We start from the raw sequence: 16,025 nt of genomic DNA on the forward strand, positions 1-16,025 counted from the left end.
ATCGGCCGGCGCTTCATCGCCCAAGGGGTGGTCGCGCTGCTCTTCACCTGGAGCTACAAGGTCTTCCCCATCCTGGTGCCGCTGGCCCTATTCGCCGTGGTCTGCGACCGGGTGGCGCTGGGCAGGATCGATCCGCGCCCGCTCATCGCCACCGGTCTGGGCATCGCCCTCGGCCTGATCGTCAATCCGTGGTTTCCCGACAACATCGGCTTCCTATGGAACGCCATCCGGATGAAGATCCTCACCGTCCACTTCCACACCAGTGTCGGCAAGGAGTGGTACTCCGCCGACGCCGACTACTACCTCAAACACGCCTTCCTTCCCTTGCTCGCCTACATCACCGGTCTGCTGTGCACCGACCGGAGCGAATGGCGGCTGGATCGCGCGCGGCTCTTCTGGTTCCTCACCGCCACCATGTGGCTGGTGCTGACCTTCAAATCCCGCCGCTTTATCGAATTTCTGGCCCCAAGCGCCATCCTCTTCCTCGCCTTTGCCGCCCGCGGATGGCTGGAGCGCTGCGCCATCCCCGGCTACCGGCGTCGGCACCGGCTCCACCGGCCGGCGGCCGTCGCCCTGCTGCTGGTCACAATCAGCGGCTGGCACGCCTGGGGACGTATCTACGAAACCATGAAGTACGCCAATCCCGGCGACGCCTACAAACAGTGCGCCCGCTGGCTGATCGACCACACGCCCGAAGGGTCCCGGGTGTTCAATGTCGACTGGGACGACTTCCCCAAACTGCTGTTTCACGACCCGCACAACAGCTACATCGTCGGCCTCGACCCCGACTACATGCGGCTGAAGGATCCCGAGCTGTACAGAAAGTGGCGTCGCATCGCCCGCGGCAAGGAACACCGCCATCCAGCCTACGACATCGTGCACGACTTCGGCGCCCGCTACATCTTCACCGACGACGGCCACGCCGCCTTCCGCTGGTATGCCGACCACAACCGCTTCATGAAGCAGCGCTACCACGACGACTACTGCCACGTCTACGAGATCGTCGGCGACCCGGTGGCCGCCTACCGCAAGGCGACGGGAGACAACGACCCGGACCCGGGATCCGACTGATCGTCCTGTTTTGCCGACAGCCTCTTCGCCGACAGGCTCTCGAGCACATCGGCCAGCCGCGCGCCCAGGATGGCACTGATGTTGAAGTTGAGGCGTGAGACCACCCCCGGGAAGTGGCGCAGGTCGCGGCGCAGCCGCTCGTAGTCGAAGCGCAGCACGGTGACATCGCTGGTCGCCCGCACCGTCGCGGTGCGCAGCGTCTCACGGACGAAGCCGATCTCGCCGACCAGATCGCCACGCCCCAGATCGGCCAGCTTGATCTCGCGACCGGCGTCGTTGCGCACCACCTCCAACGTACCGCACAGCACCACATACATACAGCGTTCGATGGTGCCCTGCTCGATCAGCAGCTCCCCCTTCTTCAGCTCCCGTGACTCGGTGATCAGGATCGCCTTGCAGATCTGGTAGGTGCTCATCCCGGCGAAGAGCGGACTCTCCTCGAGCAAGCGCTGCTGCCAGAAGGTCTCCAGCATGCGATGCAGGCTGACCAGCCGTGTCCGCGCCATCACCAGCGGCGTCACCAGCAGGTTGGTGAAGAGCGCGATCATGATCGTCGCCGCGGCCAGTGCGCCAAACTGGGCGATGATGGCGAACTGCGACCGCATCAACACGGCGAATCCGAGCGCCAGCGCCAGTGTAGTGGTGGCCATCGGCGCCGCCTCCTCCTCGACGGTCTGCTGCACGGCATCGGTGAAGCTGGGGGCGTTGCGGCTGAGGTCGTTGTAGCGGGTCAGCAGATGGATGGTGTTGTCGATGGCGATGCCCATGACGATCACCGCCACCATCGCCGTGCCGGGGTTGAGCGGAATCTCCACCAGCCCCATGACGCCGAACATGATGATGATCGGGATCAAATTGGGAATCAAGGAGATCAGCCCGCCCTTGATCGAGGTGAACATCAGCGACATCAGCAGAAACACCACCAGCAGCAGCACCGACAGCGACGTGACCTGGTCGCGGATCAACCGCTCGGCGTTGCCGTTGATCATGATCCCTTCGCCCAGCACCCGCACGGTAATGGACGGCCCGGCGATATCGGCGGCCGCCCGGCGCAACTCCTCCACCAGGCGGTTGAGCGTGGCGGAATCGCTGATGTTGTGGCGGACGGTGATCACCGCCCGACGGTAGTCGTGGCTGACCAATGGGCGCAGGGTGTTGCGATGGAGAAAGAGCAGGTACTGCGCCACCTGCTCCCGGGTCGCCGGCACCTCGTGGAAGCGGGGATCTCCACCGTGGAAGGCCTGATGGACCAGCGCCAGGTAGTCGGCCAGCGAGCTGCTGCGGTCGAAGGCCTGCTGTCGGGCGATGAAGCGCTGGATCTCGGCCAGCTTGCGGATCATCGCCGGCTGCTGGAAGGCCATGGGTTGATCGCTGATCAACTCGACATAGAAGATGCCGATGCCGGCCAGATCGCGATGCAGGATCGCACTCTCGACGACGACCGGGTTGTCCTGACGGAAGTAGGAGATCGGGTTGTTGGTCACCTCCAGCCGCATCGCCTGCCACAAGAAGAGGGCGGAGAGCAGGGCGGTACCGGCCAGCACCGCTCTGGGGTGGTGCGTATTGGCGTGGCGGAACAGCGCCACCAGCAGCCCCGGCACCGTGCGCCTGCGGGGCCGCCCCGGATCGGGTGCAAGCGCCTCCGCCCACCGGCTGCGCGCCGGCCCGAAACGGGCCAGCAGGATCGGGATCAACAGCATGGTGACAATACCGTTGCAGGCGATGGCCAGGGTGGCGGCGACGGCGAAGTCACGGATCAGGGGCATGCCGGTGAAGATGTTGCTGGCGAAGCCGGCCAGGGTGGTGGCGATGGTCAACAGCATCGGTACGCCGAGCTCACCCACCATGGCCTGTGCCGCCGCAAGCCTCGGCCGCGTCCCCTCCGGCCGCAGCAGCCGCAGATAGCCGGCCACCATGTGGTTGTCCTCGGTGGAGCCGATGACGATGACCAGCGACGGCAGCATGGCGCAGAGGATGTTGAGCGGCAGGCCGCACCACCCCATGATGCCCAGGGTCCAGATCAGCCCCAGACCCGCGGAGATCAGCGGCACCAGTGCGGCGGTGAGGCTGCCGAACATCGACAGTACCACCACCACCAGCACCAGCGCGGAGAACGGCGCCAGCCAACGCATATCCTCGACCAGCAGCCGACGCAGCTCGGCGCCGATGCGCGCCCCCCCGATCTGGAAGAGCCGCTGGAAATCGTGCCGCCCCGAGGCCAGCACCCGGTCGATCGCCGCGCTGATCGCCCGTTCGCTCGGCGCACCCGGCCGATCGTCCAGGGTCAGCACCAGTGCCGTGGCGTAGCCGTCGCGCGAGATGATGTTGCCCACCAGCAGCGGATTGGCCAACGCCCGGGCGCGGATACGGGCGATCTCCGAGGGCTTCTCGGGCAACTGCGGAATCAACCGGCCGGAGGTGATCGCGCCCGGCTGGCCATGGATGGTGCGCACGGTGAAGAGATCATCGATGCCGCGCACGCCCCGGGTGGTCAGCAGCGCGTCGTGCAGCCGCTTCAACCGGGCCAGCTTCTCCTGGCTGAACAGCCGCGGATCGCGCACATAGACCAGCGTACGGCTGTCGCTGCCGAACTCGCGCACCACCTGCCGGTAGGCATTCCAGTCGGGATCGTCATCGGAGACCAGGCTGGAGAAGCTGCTGTCGACCTGCAGCCGCAACACCCCGGGAGCCAGCAGCAGGGTGATCGACAGCAGCAACAGCAGCGTCACCCGCTGGTGGCGCAGCGGGGCGAGCAGCGGGTTGCCTGGCTCCGCCCGATCCGACGGCACTAGCGTGGCCCGTGCCCGCTGATCGCCGCCGGATCGAACAGCGAGGGCGGCACGAAATCGCGGCCGAAGATGCGGCTGTCGGTCTTCAGGATCGAGCGATGGCGCTCCGGAAACGACTCCATCACCACCATGTCGCTCACCCACCCCTGCAACGCCACATGGCGCAGATCGTGCCGCCGCAGCCGCTTGATCAGCCGTCCTTCGCGAAAGTAGTCGACCCGGTCGATCACCCGGTTGTCCTGACGGACGAAGAGCAGCCGCCGGCTGTAGCCGGTAAGCTGCGCCACCGCCGGCGTGCGCGGCCGCGCCTCGACGACGAACCAGCGATCGTCCCCCTCCACCCGATCCTTCAGCCGCCGGTAGCGGTAGTCGGCCATCTGCTCCGGCAGCAGGTCGGCCACGGCGAAATCGCTGCCCAGAAAGCGACCGTCGCGATCGGAGGAGCGGTAGGCGACCATCGGCCCGCCCAGCGCGGGCAGGTAGATGGTGCTGTGGACCGCACCGTTGGGGGCCACGCGGGCCAGCAGGGCGGTGCCGCGGATCGCCTCCGGGTCGGTGAATCTGAGCAGGATCCGGATGGTTCCGTCCCGCTCCACCCGGGTGTAGCGGCGCAGGCGACGGACATCGCGGTGGCCGTCACGATCGATCAGCACCATCGACTGGACGACATACTCGAAGGGGTAGCCGGGGTTGCGCGCGAGGCTGTCACGCACGATCCCGGCGCCGTCGACCGCCGCGGCCGACACGGGAGCCAGCAGCAGGGCGAGCCCGAGCGACCGCCAAAGGAGGCGGCCGCCGACCGGCGCGCCCCTCACCCGGACGGCGCGTGGAACCGGCGACGGATCTCCCGGGCGATCTCCCGGGAAAACCGGCCGAATACCCTGCTCATCGACCGGGTGGTCTCCTCCCAACCGTCAACCTTGCCCGCCCCATGCAGCCGGGAGATGCGCGCCACCAGCGTGCGGCCGCTGCGGCCATCGATCAGCCGCCACTGAGCGTCGAGCTGGACGACGCCGTCGGCCATTCGCTCGAAACGCAGCACCTCGACCATCACCCGCACCATCGCCGGCTCGCTCGGACGATAAGGGGCGATGGCGATCTGCGTGGTGCCAAGCGCATCGCCCAGATTCCTCGCCAACAGTCGCATCATGTTGTCGCGCAGCTTGCCGCCCCATTGGGCGTGTTCGGCCAACACCAGCTCGTTGTTGCTGCTGTGGCTGACGATCTGCGGCCGGTCGAGGTATTTCGGCAGACGCAACATGTTGATCTCCAGCGACAGCCCGGGCATCGCCCCGGCAGCCGGATGGGTGGCATCCGGGGTGAGCACAAAGTAGTGGGTCGGGGTGCTGCCGCAGGCCGAGAGCAGCAACAGCAGGATCAAAGGCAACCAGCGCATCGGATCTACTCCTTGCCGAAGAGGATCGAGTTGGGGTGGCGCTCGAGCAGATCGAGGAAGCCGCGCAGTGCGCGCGCCGCCTCGGAGAGGTCGTCGCTCAGCCGGATGAGCTTGTACTGCAGCGGCGCATCGGGCCGGGCCATGGCATTGATCAGGTCGAGGGTATGCCGCGCCTTGGCCAATACGGCGTGGCCGGAGGCGAGCAGCTCGTCGAGATTGCCGGCGATCGGCTCGGTATGGCGGTCGACCTTGGCAAGGATCGAGCGCAGCGAGGCGATGGAGGCGCGCAGATCGGTCACCGTCTGCTGCACCTCCGGCCGCTTGACCACGCCGTTGATCCCCTGGAGGATGGAGAGCAACTCGGCACCGATCTTGTCGGTCTCCACCTTCTCCAGCTTGTCCAGGATCTTCTTGGCCGAGGCGGTGAGCTGGGCGAATCCGCCGGGGATGGTCGGCATCTCCGGAATCTCCTTGATCGCACCAACCAGCCGGACCGGCGTGCCGGGATGCATGTCCAGCGCGACGAAGAGCTTGCCGGTGAGCAGGTTGCCGGTCTCCAGCTGCGCGCGCAGCCCCTTTTCGACCAGCTTGCGGAAGGTCTGGTAGGGTGAGGCGTTTCTGGTGCCGCCGATCGGAACCACCCGCTCGGGCTCGATCTCCAGCAGCACCGGGATGCGGAAGGTGGCGTCCTTCATGTTGAACTCCAGCCGCAGATCGGTCACCTGCCCCACCTTGATCCCCTTGAACTCCACCGGCGCGCCCGGCGCCAGACCGCGCACCGAACTGTCGAAGAAGGCGACGAACTTCATCTTGCGGGTGAACCCATGCTCGACCACCTTCTCGTGGTTCTCATAGAGGGTGAAGAGCACGCCGTCGATCTTCTCGTTGCTTTTTTTGCCGGCCTGCGGCGTCTCGAAGGCGATGCCGCCGTAAAGCAGCGACAGCATCGATTCGCTGTGCACCTTGAAGCCGTCGGCCCCCATCGACACATCGATGCCGCTGACGTTCCAGAACTTGCTGTTGCTGTGGACCAGCGCATCGAACGGCTTGTGGACGAAGGCGTGGATGAAGATGCTCTTGTTGTCGTTGCCCAGCTCGTAGCCCAGCACCTCACCGGCCCTCAGTCCGCGGTAGTAGATGGGCGAGCCGGCATCGAGCGAACCCAGCTTCTGCGCCACCAGCTCGACCCGGACCCCGGGGGTGTCCCCCTTGACCAGCGGCGGCTTCTCCAGCCCCTGGAAATGGGTCTGGAACCGCCCCTCGCCGGGATCGAGCGCGATGTAGGCGCCGGAGACCAGGGTGCTCAGGCCGGAGACGCCACGCAACGACAGCCGCGGCTTGACCACCCAGAAGCGGGTGGAACGCTTGAGCAATACCCCGCTCTCCTTCTCCATCTGCGCGGTCAGCGTCACGCTGCGGTAATCCTCGGAGAAGCGCACGGCGGTCACCTTGCCCACCTCGACATCCTTGAACTTGATGCGGGTCTTGCCCGGCTCGATCCCCTCCGCCGTCTTGAAGGTGATGGTGATCACCGGACCCTTGTCGTGCACGCTTTTGAAGATCAGCCAGCCGCCGATGATCAGCGTGACCAGCGGAACCAGCCAGACCAGGGAGAGGGAGCGGCGCGGCTTCACCTCGGGGGCGGGATGGCGGTCTGCATCGCTCATGGGTCGGGCAGATTATCCCAGATCAGCCGTGGATCAAAGCTTTCCGCGGCGAGCATGGTGAGCACCACCACCGCCGCGAAGAAGAGGGCGCCCAGGTTGGGCTCGATGGTGGCCAACCGCCCCATCTGCACCAGGGCGGTGAGCAACGCGACGACGAAGACGTCGACCATCGACCAGGCGCCGACCGCCTCGGCCAGCCGGTAGAGCCGGGTGCGGTCCACCGGCCGCCGGGGCGAGCGCTTGTGGATGGTGCGCAGGATCCACGAGAAGGCGATCAACTTCAGGCCCGGCACCACCACCGAAGCGAACAGGACGATCAAGGCCAGCCCCCACATGCCGGCGGCGGCGAGGTGCATCACGCCGCCGAGGATGGTGGAGGGCTCCCCCTGCCCGAGCCGGATCACGGTCATCACCGGATAGAGGTTGGCCGGCAGCAGCAGCAGCGCCGCGGCGGCGAGCAGCGCCCAGGTGCGGTGGATGGTGTCGGGCTTGCGCAGATGCAGCCCGCCGCCGCAGCGCGGGCAGGTGCCTCGGCCGTGGGCGTCGAGTCGTGACGCCTCGACCAGCAGCGCGCAGTAGTGGCAGGAGACCAGCCCGTTTGCCAGCGCGGAGGCGTAGGGCCGGGGTGCGGGCGGACTGGCATCACGCGGCCAGATCAGATGGGGATCGAACGACGCCTCCGCCGCCGCCACCAGCACCATCATCACCACGAAGGCGCCCGCGCCGATGCCGGGGATCACCTCGGCCAGATCGAGCAGCTTGACCACCGAGATCAGGGTGCCGAGCATGAAGATGCTGACCATGCTCCACGGCGCCAGCCGGCGCAGGTTGCGGAACACCCAGCCGCAGGCCGGCGGGCGCACCCGCCACAACAGGCGCGGCAGCAGCAGGTAGAGATGGCCGACCATCATGATCAACGGAATCAGCAGGCTGGTCAGCAACACCAGCAGCCCGAGCAGCGTCATCCCCGCATCGGAGAGCGCCCGCGCGGCATCGATCAGATGAACCGTCTCCATGCGCGCGCCGATCTTGAGCGAAAGAAAAGGATAAAAGTTGGCGAAAAAGAAGCAGATCAGCGCCGCAAGATAGAAGGCGACCGTGCGCTGCAACGCGCCGGGGACCTGCTGGTAGAGCCTCGCCCCGCAACGACGGCAGTATGCACGCCCGCCCTGGTCGAGGGGGATGGCGCGATGAAGCAGATCGCATTCGTAGCAGGCGATCAGGGGCATCGTTTGACGGGATCGCAAAAAGCCCTCTCTCCGAGGACCGTTTGCGCTCCGATCATCCAATACCCGCCCCTTGCCGAGCGGAGGAGGGCGATCCATCGCTACTCTTCGCCTTCTTATCCAGCATCGGCCGGATCTGCATGACCACCACCAACCAAACCATAGTCAGGAGCAGCCCCACGAACAACAGAGCCTTTTTGGGCAACCCCATCCACTCGACCACCGCAAAGACGACCACGCCCTGCAGGGCGTCGCCGATTCTCCAGGAGAGCCCGTTGACCAGCATCATTCCGTGGTAGCGACTGTGCTGCCCCAGCGGTGCAAACAACAGCTGCCTGACAGTGTTGCCGAACGAATAGCCCACTCCATTCTCGATGCACTTGGCCAGCGTGAAGAGCGACAGGAGCGTCGGGAACATCAACCCGACACCGAACATCATCAAGTTCACCACGATCACGAGCAACAATCCGACGCCAAGTCCATGGTGACGACAAAACCATGGGACGATCAGCAGTTGCATCAACAGGGTCATGATGTTGATCACCAGGAAATAATCCGCATAAAACATCCCGATCGCCTCGCGATCACCATGCCACCGCTGCAGCACGAGATGGGCCAGGTAGTACTCGCCGATGGTGTTGAGCATGTTCAGCAGGAGCACGAAGAGAAACACCAGGCGGATATAGCGCGCACGGGCCAGCCGCCTCAACCTGAAGAGCAATGCTCCTGCCACCGTCACGGATGGGTCGGCGACAACCTCCTCCCTCGATGCGGGGCGGGAAGAGGTGCCGATCAGACTGATCAGCAACAATCCTAGTGACAAACCGAGGATCAGCTCCGGCGATTCGGCATAGCTCGACTCCAACATCCGGGCCAGCATCGCGCCCACCAGGGCGCCGAGACACCCCCCCACCGCGATCCACGGCACCACAAACTGGCAGTTGCGCCTGGTGGCGAAGTCGGTGGCAAGGCTCCAGAACTGCACCACTTGCACCGCGGAAAAGATGCCACTCCACACAAAAAAGGAAAGCCCGACATGCAGACCGGCGTCGATGGCGACGATGAACCCCAGCAGCGATACGCAGAAAAAGAGGGTGACCGCGCGATAGAGCCGCTCATGGACCATCTTGTTGGAGAGCATCACATAGAGCGGAAACAGCACCATGATCACGACCGCCTGGATGCTCAGCCCGTAACTGCGCAGCTCGGCTCCCCGTTCGCTGAGCACGAGCGCCTCCCGTACCGGTTTCATCAGATAGTAGGCTGCAAAGATCAGAAAAAGACGCAGGGAGAGGTGGGCGATCAGGCCAAGGTGCTCTCGCGTATCCACGCCCGGCAGCGGCGTGCCAAACCACCTCATCATCCGCCGGATCATCGGATCAGACGATCATGCCCCGCATCCTGCATGAACGGTGCGGGGGCCACCTGCAAGACCGTCGATCCGGATGGAATCGCAAAACGTCCGTCCGTGGACCTGTTGCTTGATGGGGATCGAAGGGCGCGGTCTTCGATCCCCTTATAAATACGTCGGTTGCATACGCAACCTCCGGATTTGCGCGGCCGCCCATGGCCGCGAAGTCGTCATCAATCAGAACACGCCGCAAAGTGAAGCAGTTGTCCAGAGTGCCAGGAGAGACCATCGACGGTAAGCCGGTTGCTCAGGGTGTTGACATTCGTAGGAAGCCTCGACCAGGCCACGCCATCGAATACCCACAACTTCAGCCGTGACTCGACCACCTCCCGCCCCAGCTCATTGCGTCTGGCATTCTCTTCGAAGTAGTCCAGGGAGAGCCGCCATCGATCTTTCACCCCCGGCGTCCTGCTGTACAACAACCAGGTACGGCGAATGCACTGCCGTGCGGAGCGGCCATCAGGAACGATCTCGGGAGGGTGGTTCCCCGCAACATCGACATGCAGGTCGATCGCTCGAACACCATTCCCGGCCAACCGGAGATGGTCGGGCCTGAGTTTGGCCACCCAGTAGCGGTAATCCGGATCGCCGAGCACCACCGTGTTGTCGGGCCATATCCGGTCGATGACACCACGCAACCGTGACGGGAGTGGACTGCGCGCCACTGGCTTGACCCCAGCGCCTCCCCCATTGTCCGCCGACGATGGCGCGTTGGGTTGCTTCCCCTCTGCCGATGCGGTTCCCGATCTCACCACATCCTTGGAAACGCCCGGCTTCCACTTTCGACCGGCAAATAGCAGATGGCGCAAATAGTACGTGCGCTCCTCCACAAAGTGCTGCAACGCCTCCACCTGCATGAAAAACTCCCGCAGCTCCTTTTCTGTCAGAAAAGGATCGCGCCGCACCACCGGCGCGATGGTGTCGCGTACGGTATGGATCCAGCGAGCCATGGAGTGGGGCGTGAAGAGCGCATCGGCCGCCACCCGTTCATCTCCACCATCTTCTCCGAGCAAGACGCGCATACGGGCGATGAATCGGGCGCGCAGCTTCCGGTCGGCCAGCAACCGATCCTTGAGTGGATTGGGCGCACCCGAATCAGGTTCGTAGAAATACTGGATGTTCCCGTTGTAGATGTTGTGTGGATATTTGCGATACGGATCCCAACTGCGACCGAAGCTCAGATCGTAGTCCCAGGGAATCACATGCCACTTACGATCTGCGCCCAGCAACAGGAAGTAGTTCTTGTTGTAGGTGTCCCCGTTGCTCAGCAGGGTGTTGATCGCCAGCCAGTCGATCACGGAATCGACATCAACATGCGCCTCCATCCACGATGCGACATCTCCCGGTTCGACCGCAGCCAACTCCGAGGCGAAGCGGTGCAGCGGCGTGATACCCGTACCCTGTTTGTTGAAAATCGTCTTCCAGCAACGCGCTCTTTTTTTCTTACTCTTTGCTTTGAGGTCACCGCAAAACATCTCGTCACGCGGATGATACATCGCTTGCGCCTGGTAATGGTAGGAGGCGAGCATACCCGGCCCGATCCAGCCGATCGCCAAAAACAGCCCCTGTTCCCTGCCATTGATCTTGAGACGGACATACTCCACCTGCGGCACCATCATCCCCATGCGACGCATCAGCGTCCAGGCGAGATATTCTCGCATCATGCTGCCATCGGAGGCCATCGCATGCAGCGAAAGGCGCCTGCTATTGTGAAGCTGGGGCAACGGCTTGGAAAACTTGATGAGAAGCGACTTCTTGCGGAAACGGCGGGTGGAGCTGCCCAACACCGCCACGGTGGCCGGCACGGCAATCCTGGTGTGGTTGATCTTGACCCTGGCCGGGAACGATGATTCATCGAAGGGATCCTTGCGAAACAGCACCCGGGCATCGGTGCGATCCATTCCGAGTTCGATGACGGCAATATGGGGAGGCGGCGCAGCCGTCGCGGCGGGCCGTGGCAGATCACGCTCCTTCCGCCGCTCCGCCTTGCGGTCATCATCCTCCTGCGCACCCCGTTTCCTGACCCGCCCCTGCTGTCGCACTGAAGCCGCGGAAGAGGGCTCGGCCCCACCGTGATCAACCCGTTGCAGGACGGGAAGATAGACCCAGCCCACCCGTCCCGATTTCGTTCGGACCTCGGCCCACCCTCCTTGCTGTCGAAACACCTCGACCCGATCCCGGACCGCGACCCACCAGATCACCGGGGCATCGGGGGAGGGGGCGGCCCGCATGTTGGCCGTGCGACGGACAACGGCAGTGTAGGGTTGCGCGCCCACCGGGCTTTTAGGCGTGGGCTTCTTCGCCGTGGGCCGCTCCACCGCTGGTAACGCCTGCGCAGATCGTGTCGACGCAGCGACATCCAGCAGCTTGCTCCCCACCCATCCGACCCGTCCATATTTGGTGCGCACCCTGCTCCACGCACCCTGTCGTGCCAGCAGGGTGACCCGATCGTTGCGGGCGACCCACCAGATCACGGGAGCATCGGAAGCAGGAGCCGCCCGCATGTTGGCGGTGCGGCGGGCAACCACGGTATAACCATCGTAGATGGGAGCCTGGCGAACCACAGACACCTTCCCGGCCGCAGGTTCCGATACGCCGAAGTCCAGCAGCTTGCTTCCCACCCAGCCGATACGGCCATGCTTGGTGCGCACCTTGCTCCACGCGCCCCGTCGCGCCAGCAGGGTGACCCGATCGTTGCGGGCGACCCACCAGATCACCGCGCTCTGCATCGATGGCCCATCACGCATCTTGCCATCACGCACCACCCGGACCATGGTGGAGTGCTGATCAACGCGATCCGGCAGCGATTCTTCTGCCAGCAACGGCGTAACAGCCCAAACAGAGGCCAACAGCACCAACCAACATACCATCCTGCTCATCCCGCTACGGCCTCCAAGTGTGGCTCAGAAACAGGGCGGCAAAGGTTCCTCTTCCCGAGTTTCTCCCCCATACATCGCGCCCGATGGAAAACGTAGCCGTCCAGGCCGGCATGATCACATGGTTGTATTTCCCCTCAAGATAGACCCGGTCGTGGTCGGAAAGCTGCGTTTGATTGGTCAGGGAGATCGGCTCGGGCCGTCCATCGCGCAGGGAGAAGTCCCCGTTGATCCGCCCCTCCAGGCTCTGTCCCGAACCGACACGCCAAACCCCTCCAAGATAGCCCAGCAGCTGACTGGCCGGAGGACCGAACCAGTAGCGCGCCTTCAGCCCCGCCTTGACGAACGCACGTTTCTTCTCCTCAAACCCCTTCTCCTGACCGGAAAAAAAGAGGCCACCCTCAACACCCAGACGCCCATTCCCGATCCTTCGGGGCGCCGTGCGGGAGTAGCCCGTGGGAACGATCGCCGCCAACTCCCATGTCCGTCCATTGCGCTCCACATCCAATCGACCCCGTATCCCCAACCGGACGTCACCCAGACCAGTGGTATGTACCGCACCACACCGCTGTAGCGCAAAAGTGGTCTCCACGAACAGGGTGTGGTAGTAGGAGTAGCCGTACTGCAAGCCTTGGAAGAGATAGAGGTTGTGCGAAGTACAGGTGCCGGAAATGAGATGCGAATGCTGATCCCAGTAGGAGTCGTCGGTGTAATAGGTGATGCCGCCTCCATATTGCACCTCCCCTTGCGACAACATCCACGACCCGGCCGTCGCAGGGAAGATCGTCAAAAGAGCGGACAGCCACCCGAGCGCCATCCGTTTTACAACACTCCCCATGATCACTCCCATGGCCGACTCCTGACCTACCGCTATCCCCATCGTTTCTCCGGGACCCCGGGGGGGAATGGGGCCCGGCGCTTTCGACTTACAAACTCGTCGCATACGGCGAAGCCATGACGCCCCCCTCCTGCGACACACAGTGGTCCCACAAGCAGGCGAGCAGCGTCTGGGCAGGCTTGTGCTGAATCGTGTAATCCTTGTCCAGAGGGCCTCCTGCATCCGGGTCGGTCATCCAGTTCCAGAATGCATAACCGGCGATCCATCTCTCTGCCCGCAACGACACCTCCCACGCGGCAAACGCATCGACCTGTACCTTGCCATCCACGCGGATCGACCCATCCTCCCGCAACCGCTGCCAATCCCATGGCCTGGAAGCCGCACCGCTGGCCGAGGGAATCCCGTATTCCACCACCCACACCGGCTTCTCCCACCTGGCCGCCTGTCGATGGAGCCGCTGCAGCACACGCGAGATGTCCCGAACCATGCCGGAAACCGTATCGTGAAGGGGGGGATAGAGGGTCACGGAGATGGCATCCAGTTGCGACCAGAACCGAAACCGCTCAACACCGTCCACATTGTGGGCGGCATAGCTCAACCGACCTCGAAAATGTTGGCGGACCGCCCTGATCAGTGGCCCCCACTCCGGCCTGTCCCCGCTGCGTGCCAGCTCGGTACCGATGATCAGGGCATCGACATGGTAGGACTGCGCCAGATCGGCGTAGTGCAGCAACAGCTTCTCATAACCGGCAAACCACTCCGGCCAGCCCTGGCCGCCTCCCGGCAGGATGGCACCGGCCCATCCATGGTCTACCAGCACTTGCGGCTTGATCATCACACGAAACCCCAGGGCCGCCGCCTTCTCCAGCGCCGCCCGCAGTTGTACATCGGTGACCCCTTCATCGATCCGTAACCGTGAATGGCCGGGGGAATCCTGGCGCAAAAAGGGGACCAGAATCACCGTATCGGCCCCCATGCCCTTGAGGATCTTCAACGACTCCAGTGCGGCGGGATCTTCCCAGGAAACCCTGGTACTCTGGAGCACGTTGGCCCCACGCCACTGGACGGCTTGCTGTGAAGGGGCTGGAGGGGTGACATGCCCGCGCCGATCCGCGCCGATCCGCACCAGCAGCAACGAAACGAGTGCGGACAACACGACAACCGCACCGATCCAGCCAAGCCGCACAGTCACGATCGAAGTGCAGAACGCCCGTCCATGGACGTTTTGCTCGACGGCAATCGAAGAGCGCGATCCTCGATACCGTCCCGTCGGTAGACACTCCAGCCACCCTGATCGTAGACCAGATGATATCCCGGCAACCCCTTACGATAGATCTCGAAGAAATGCTGATTGAGCATGTCTTTTCTGCCACGGAACGTCTCGGGATCGGGCACGGCCAGCTGCGGCACGTCGGGGACGGAATGGCGCATCGCAATCTTGAACCGATCGGTGAACGACAGGATCAGATTGTGCCCGCTTCCCTTGGCGACGATGACATTGCCGGCCGACTTCTCATCCATCATGGTGGGATAAGGGCTTTGTGCCAGGAATCGTCCCAACATCAAATCCCCCCGGAAACGCACCGACTCCGCCGTGGTCGAGCCCACCATCGCCGCGCTCCACCAGCGGCTGTCATCATTGCCAAAGTGTTGAAACACCCACCAGCTTCCTGGGATATCGAGCAGCAACAGCAGGCAGAGCCAGAGGAAATGGCGTCGCGTGATCTCCGCCATGATGGTGATCTCCGCCATGATGCTGGCGCTGGTCAACACCATAATCTCCAGCGGATTGGCCAGATAGTAGTTGCAGGTGGCAAAGGCTGCCGCGACCACGGGATGGAGAAACATGATGAACGACGCCCACAGCCTGCGCCCCTTCTCCCGGTTCTCCCACAGAAAGAAGAGGATGACGGGATGACTGATCAGAACGGCGACCAACACCACCACCATGGGGGCGAACAGGCTCCCCCCGTACTGTTTGAGCCAGGGGAAGTGCTCGACCAGCATCCGGCCACCGAGGTAGGCCGACTCCGGCAGACGGATGAACGCCCACGGATCACCGTGAAACAGCCAGTTCAGGTAGGCCCACGCAAGCGAGAACAACACGAAGGGAAAGCCCAGGACCAGGTAGAAGCTGCTCGGGGAGTCTTCATAGATCCTGTCCGGTGCGGCGAAGGCCATCATCGGTAGCAGGGCGATGAAGAGAAAAAAGGCGAGGCCGTCGACGAAGAAGTAGAAGCCGAGCGCGACGGCGAGTACCAGGTAAGCCCGCAGATAGTGTGCCTCGACGATCTTCATGAACGACAGGAAAATGAAGTAAAAGATCAGCATGATCATCGTCAGGTTGTTTCCCGACGTCACCGCCCACAAAAAGATGGGATTGACGATGATCGACAACAGCAGCAACACGCTCCTGCCCAAACCGACACCACGTCGGATCATGGTGCGCATCCATACCAGGATCAGAACACCGGCAACCAACACCGACACCACATACGGCACCGCCCCCTGCCGCAACCCGGGAACCGGATACAAGAGGGAGGCCACATAAACCGGGAAGTGGGGATAAAGAAAACTGAAGTGCTCGATGCGGAAGGCCTGCGCACCGAAGACCTGCAGCACCTTCGACCAACGATCCAACGCCAGGTCGTTGACATATCCGTGCCGCAGCACCCATACGGTACAGAGCGCGAGCAGAAACGTAATCGCCGCCACAACCAGCGGATAGAGACGCAGGCCCCTCGACTGCTC

The 16,025-nt window shown here is 63.6% G+C and carries 11 protein-coding genes; 1 reads left to right on the forward strand and 10 read right to left on the reverse strand.

All coding sequences use genetic code 11. The features are described from left to right. Positions 1-1,071, forward strand: a 1,071-nt coding sequence (locus tag D6682_01420; protein RMH52662.1) for a hypothetical protein, incomplete at its 5' end; no start/stop codon positions are given. Here D6682_01420 and D6682_01425 read toward each other — a convergent pair. The 10 genes from D6682_01425 to D6682_01470 form a co-directional block, all read right to left on the reverse strand. Next, positions 1,023-4,004: a hypothetical protein gene (locus D6682_01425; protein RMH52663.1), complete on the reverse strand. Its 2,982-nt coding sequence runs from the start codon at positions 4,002-4,004 to the stop codon at positions 1,023-1,025. The two genes, D6682_01420 and D6682_01425, sit on opposite strands and share 49 nt — an antisense overlap. Beyond that, the gene (locus D6682_01430) at positions 3,860-4,675 is read right to left on the reverse strand and encodes an outer membrane lipoprotein-sorting protein (GenBank protein RMH52664.1); all 816 of its coding nucleotides are present in this window, start codon (positions 4,673-4,675) and stop codon (positions 3,860-3,862) included. Before D6682_01430 ends, D6682_01425 begins: the two co-directional genes overlap by 145 nt. After that, a complete protein-coding gene (locus tag D6682_01435; GenBank protein ID RMH52665.1) occupies positions 4,672-5,256 on the reverse strand; it encodes a membrane integrity-associated transporter subunit PqiC in 585 nt (194 codons plus the stop codon). Before D6682_01435 ends, D6682_01430 begins: the two co-directional genes overlap by 4 nt. A 5-nt stretch (positions 5,257-5,261) precedes the next feature. Further along, entirely contained in the window at positions 5,262-6,923 is a 1,662-nt protein-coding gene (locus D6682_01440; protein ID RMH52666.1) for an MCE family protein, read from the reverse strand. Next, positions 6,920-8,152 (reverse strand): PqiA/YebS family transporter subunit, encoded by a 1,233-nt coding sequence (locus D6682_01445; GenBank protein RMH52667.1) that lies wholly within the window; start codon positions 8,150-8,152, stop codon positions 6,920-6,922. Before D6682_01445 ends, D6682_01440 begins: the two co-directional genes overlap by 4 nt. Before the next feature lie 52 nt (positions 8,153-8,204). Continuing rightward, positions 8,205-9,524, reverse strand: a complete 1,320-nt coding sequence (locus tag D6682_01450) for a hypothetical protein (protein ID RMH52668.1) — start codon at positions 9,522-9,524, stop codon at positions 8,205-8,207. Between the two features lie 209 nt (positions 9,525-9,733). After that, entirely contained in the window at positions 9,734-12,439 is a 2,706-nt protein-coding gene (locus D6682_01455) for a hypothetical protein (protein RMH52669.1), read from the reverse strand. A gap of 4 nt (positions 12,440-12,443) precedes the next feature. Further along, the gene (locus D6682_01460; protein ID RMH52670.1) at positions 12,444-13,286 is read right to left on the reverse strand and encodes a hypothetical protein; all 843 of its coding nucleotides are present in this window, start codon (positions 13,284-13,286) and stop codon (positions 12,444-12,446) included. 76 nt (positions 13,287-13,362) lie between these two features. Beyond that, the gene (locus D6682_01465; GenBank protein ID RMH52671.1) at positions 13,363-14,460 is read right to left on the reverse strand and encodes a hypothetical protein; all 1,098 of its coding nucleotides are present in this window, start codon (positions 14,458-14,460) and stop codon (positions 13,363-13,365) included. A gap of 2 nt (positions 14,461-14,462) precedes the next feature. After that, positions 14,463-15,989, reverse strand: a complete 1,527-nt coding sequence (locus D6682_01470; protein RMH52672.1) for a hypothetical protein — start codon at positions 15,987-15,989, stop codon at positions 14,463-14,465. Positions 15,990-16,025: the final 36 nt, after the last annotated feature.

Source organism: Zetaproteobacteria bacterium (genome assembly GCA_003696765.1).
In the GTDB taxonomy this organism is placed as follows: Bacteria; Pseudomonadota; Zetaproteobacteria; order Mariprofundales; family J009; genus RFFX01.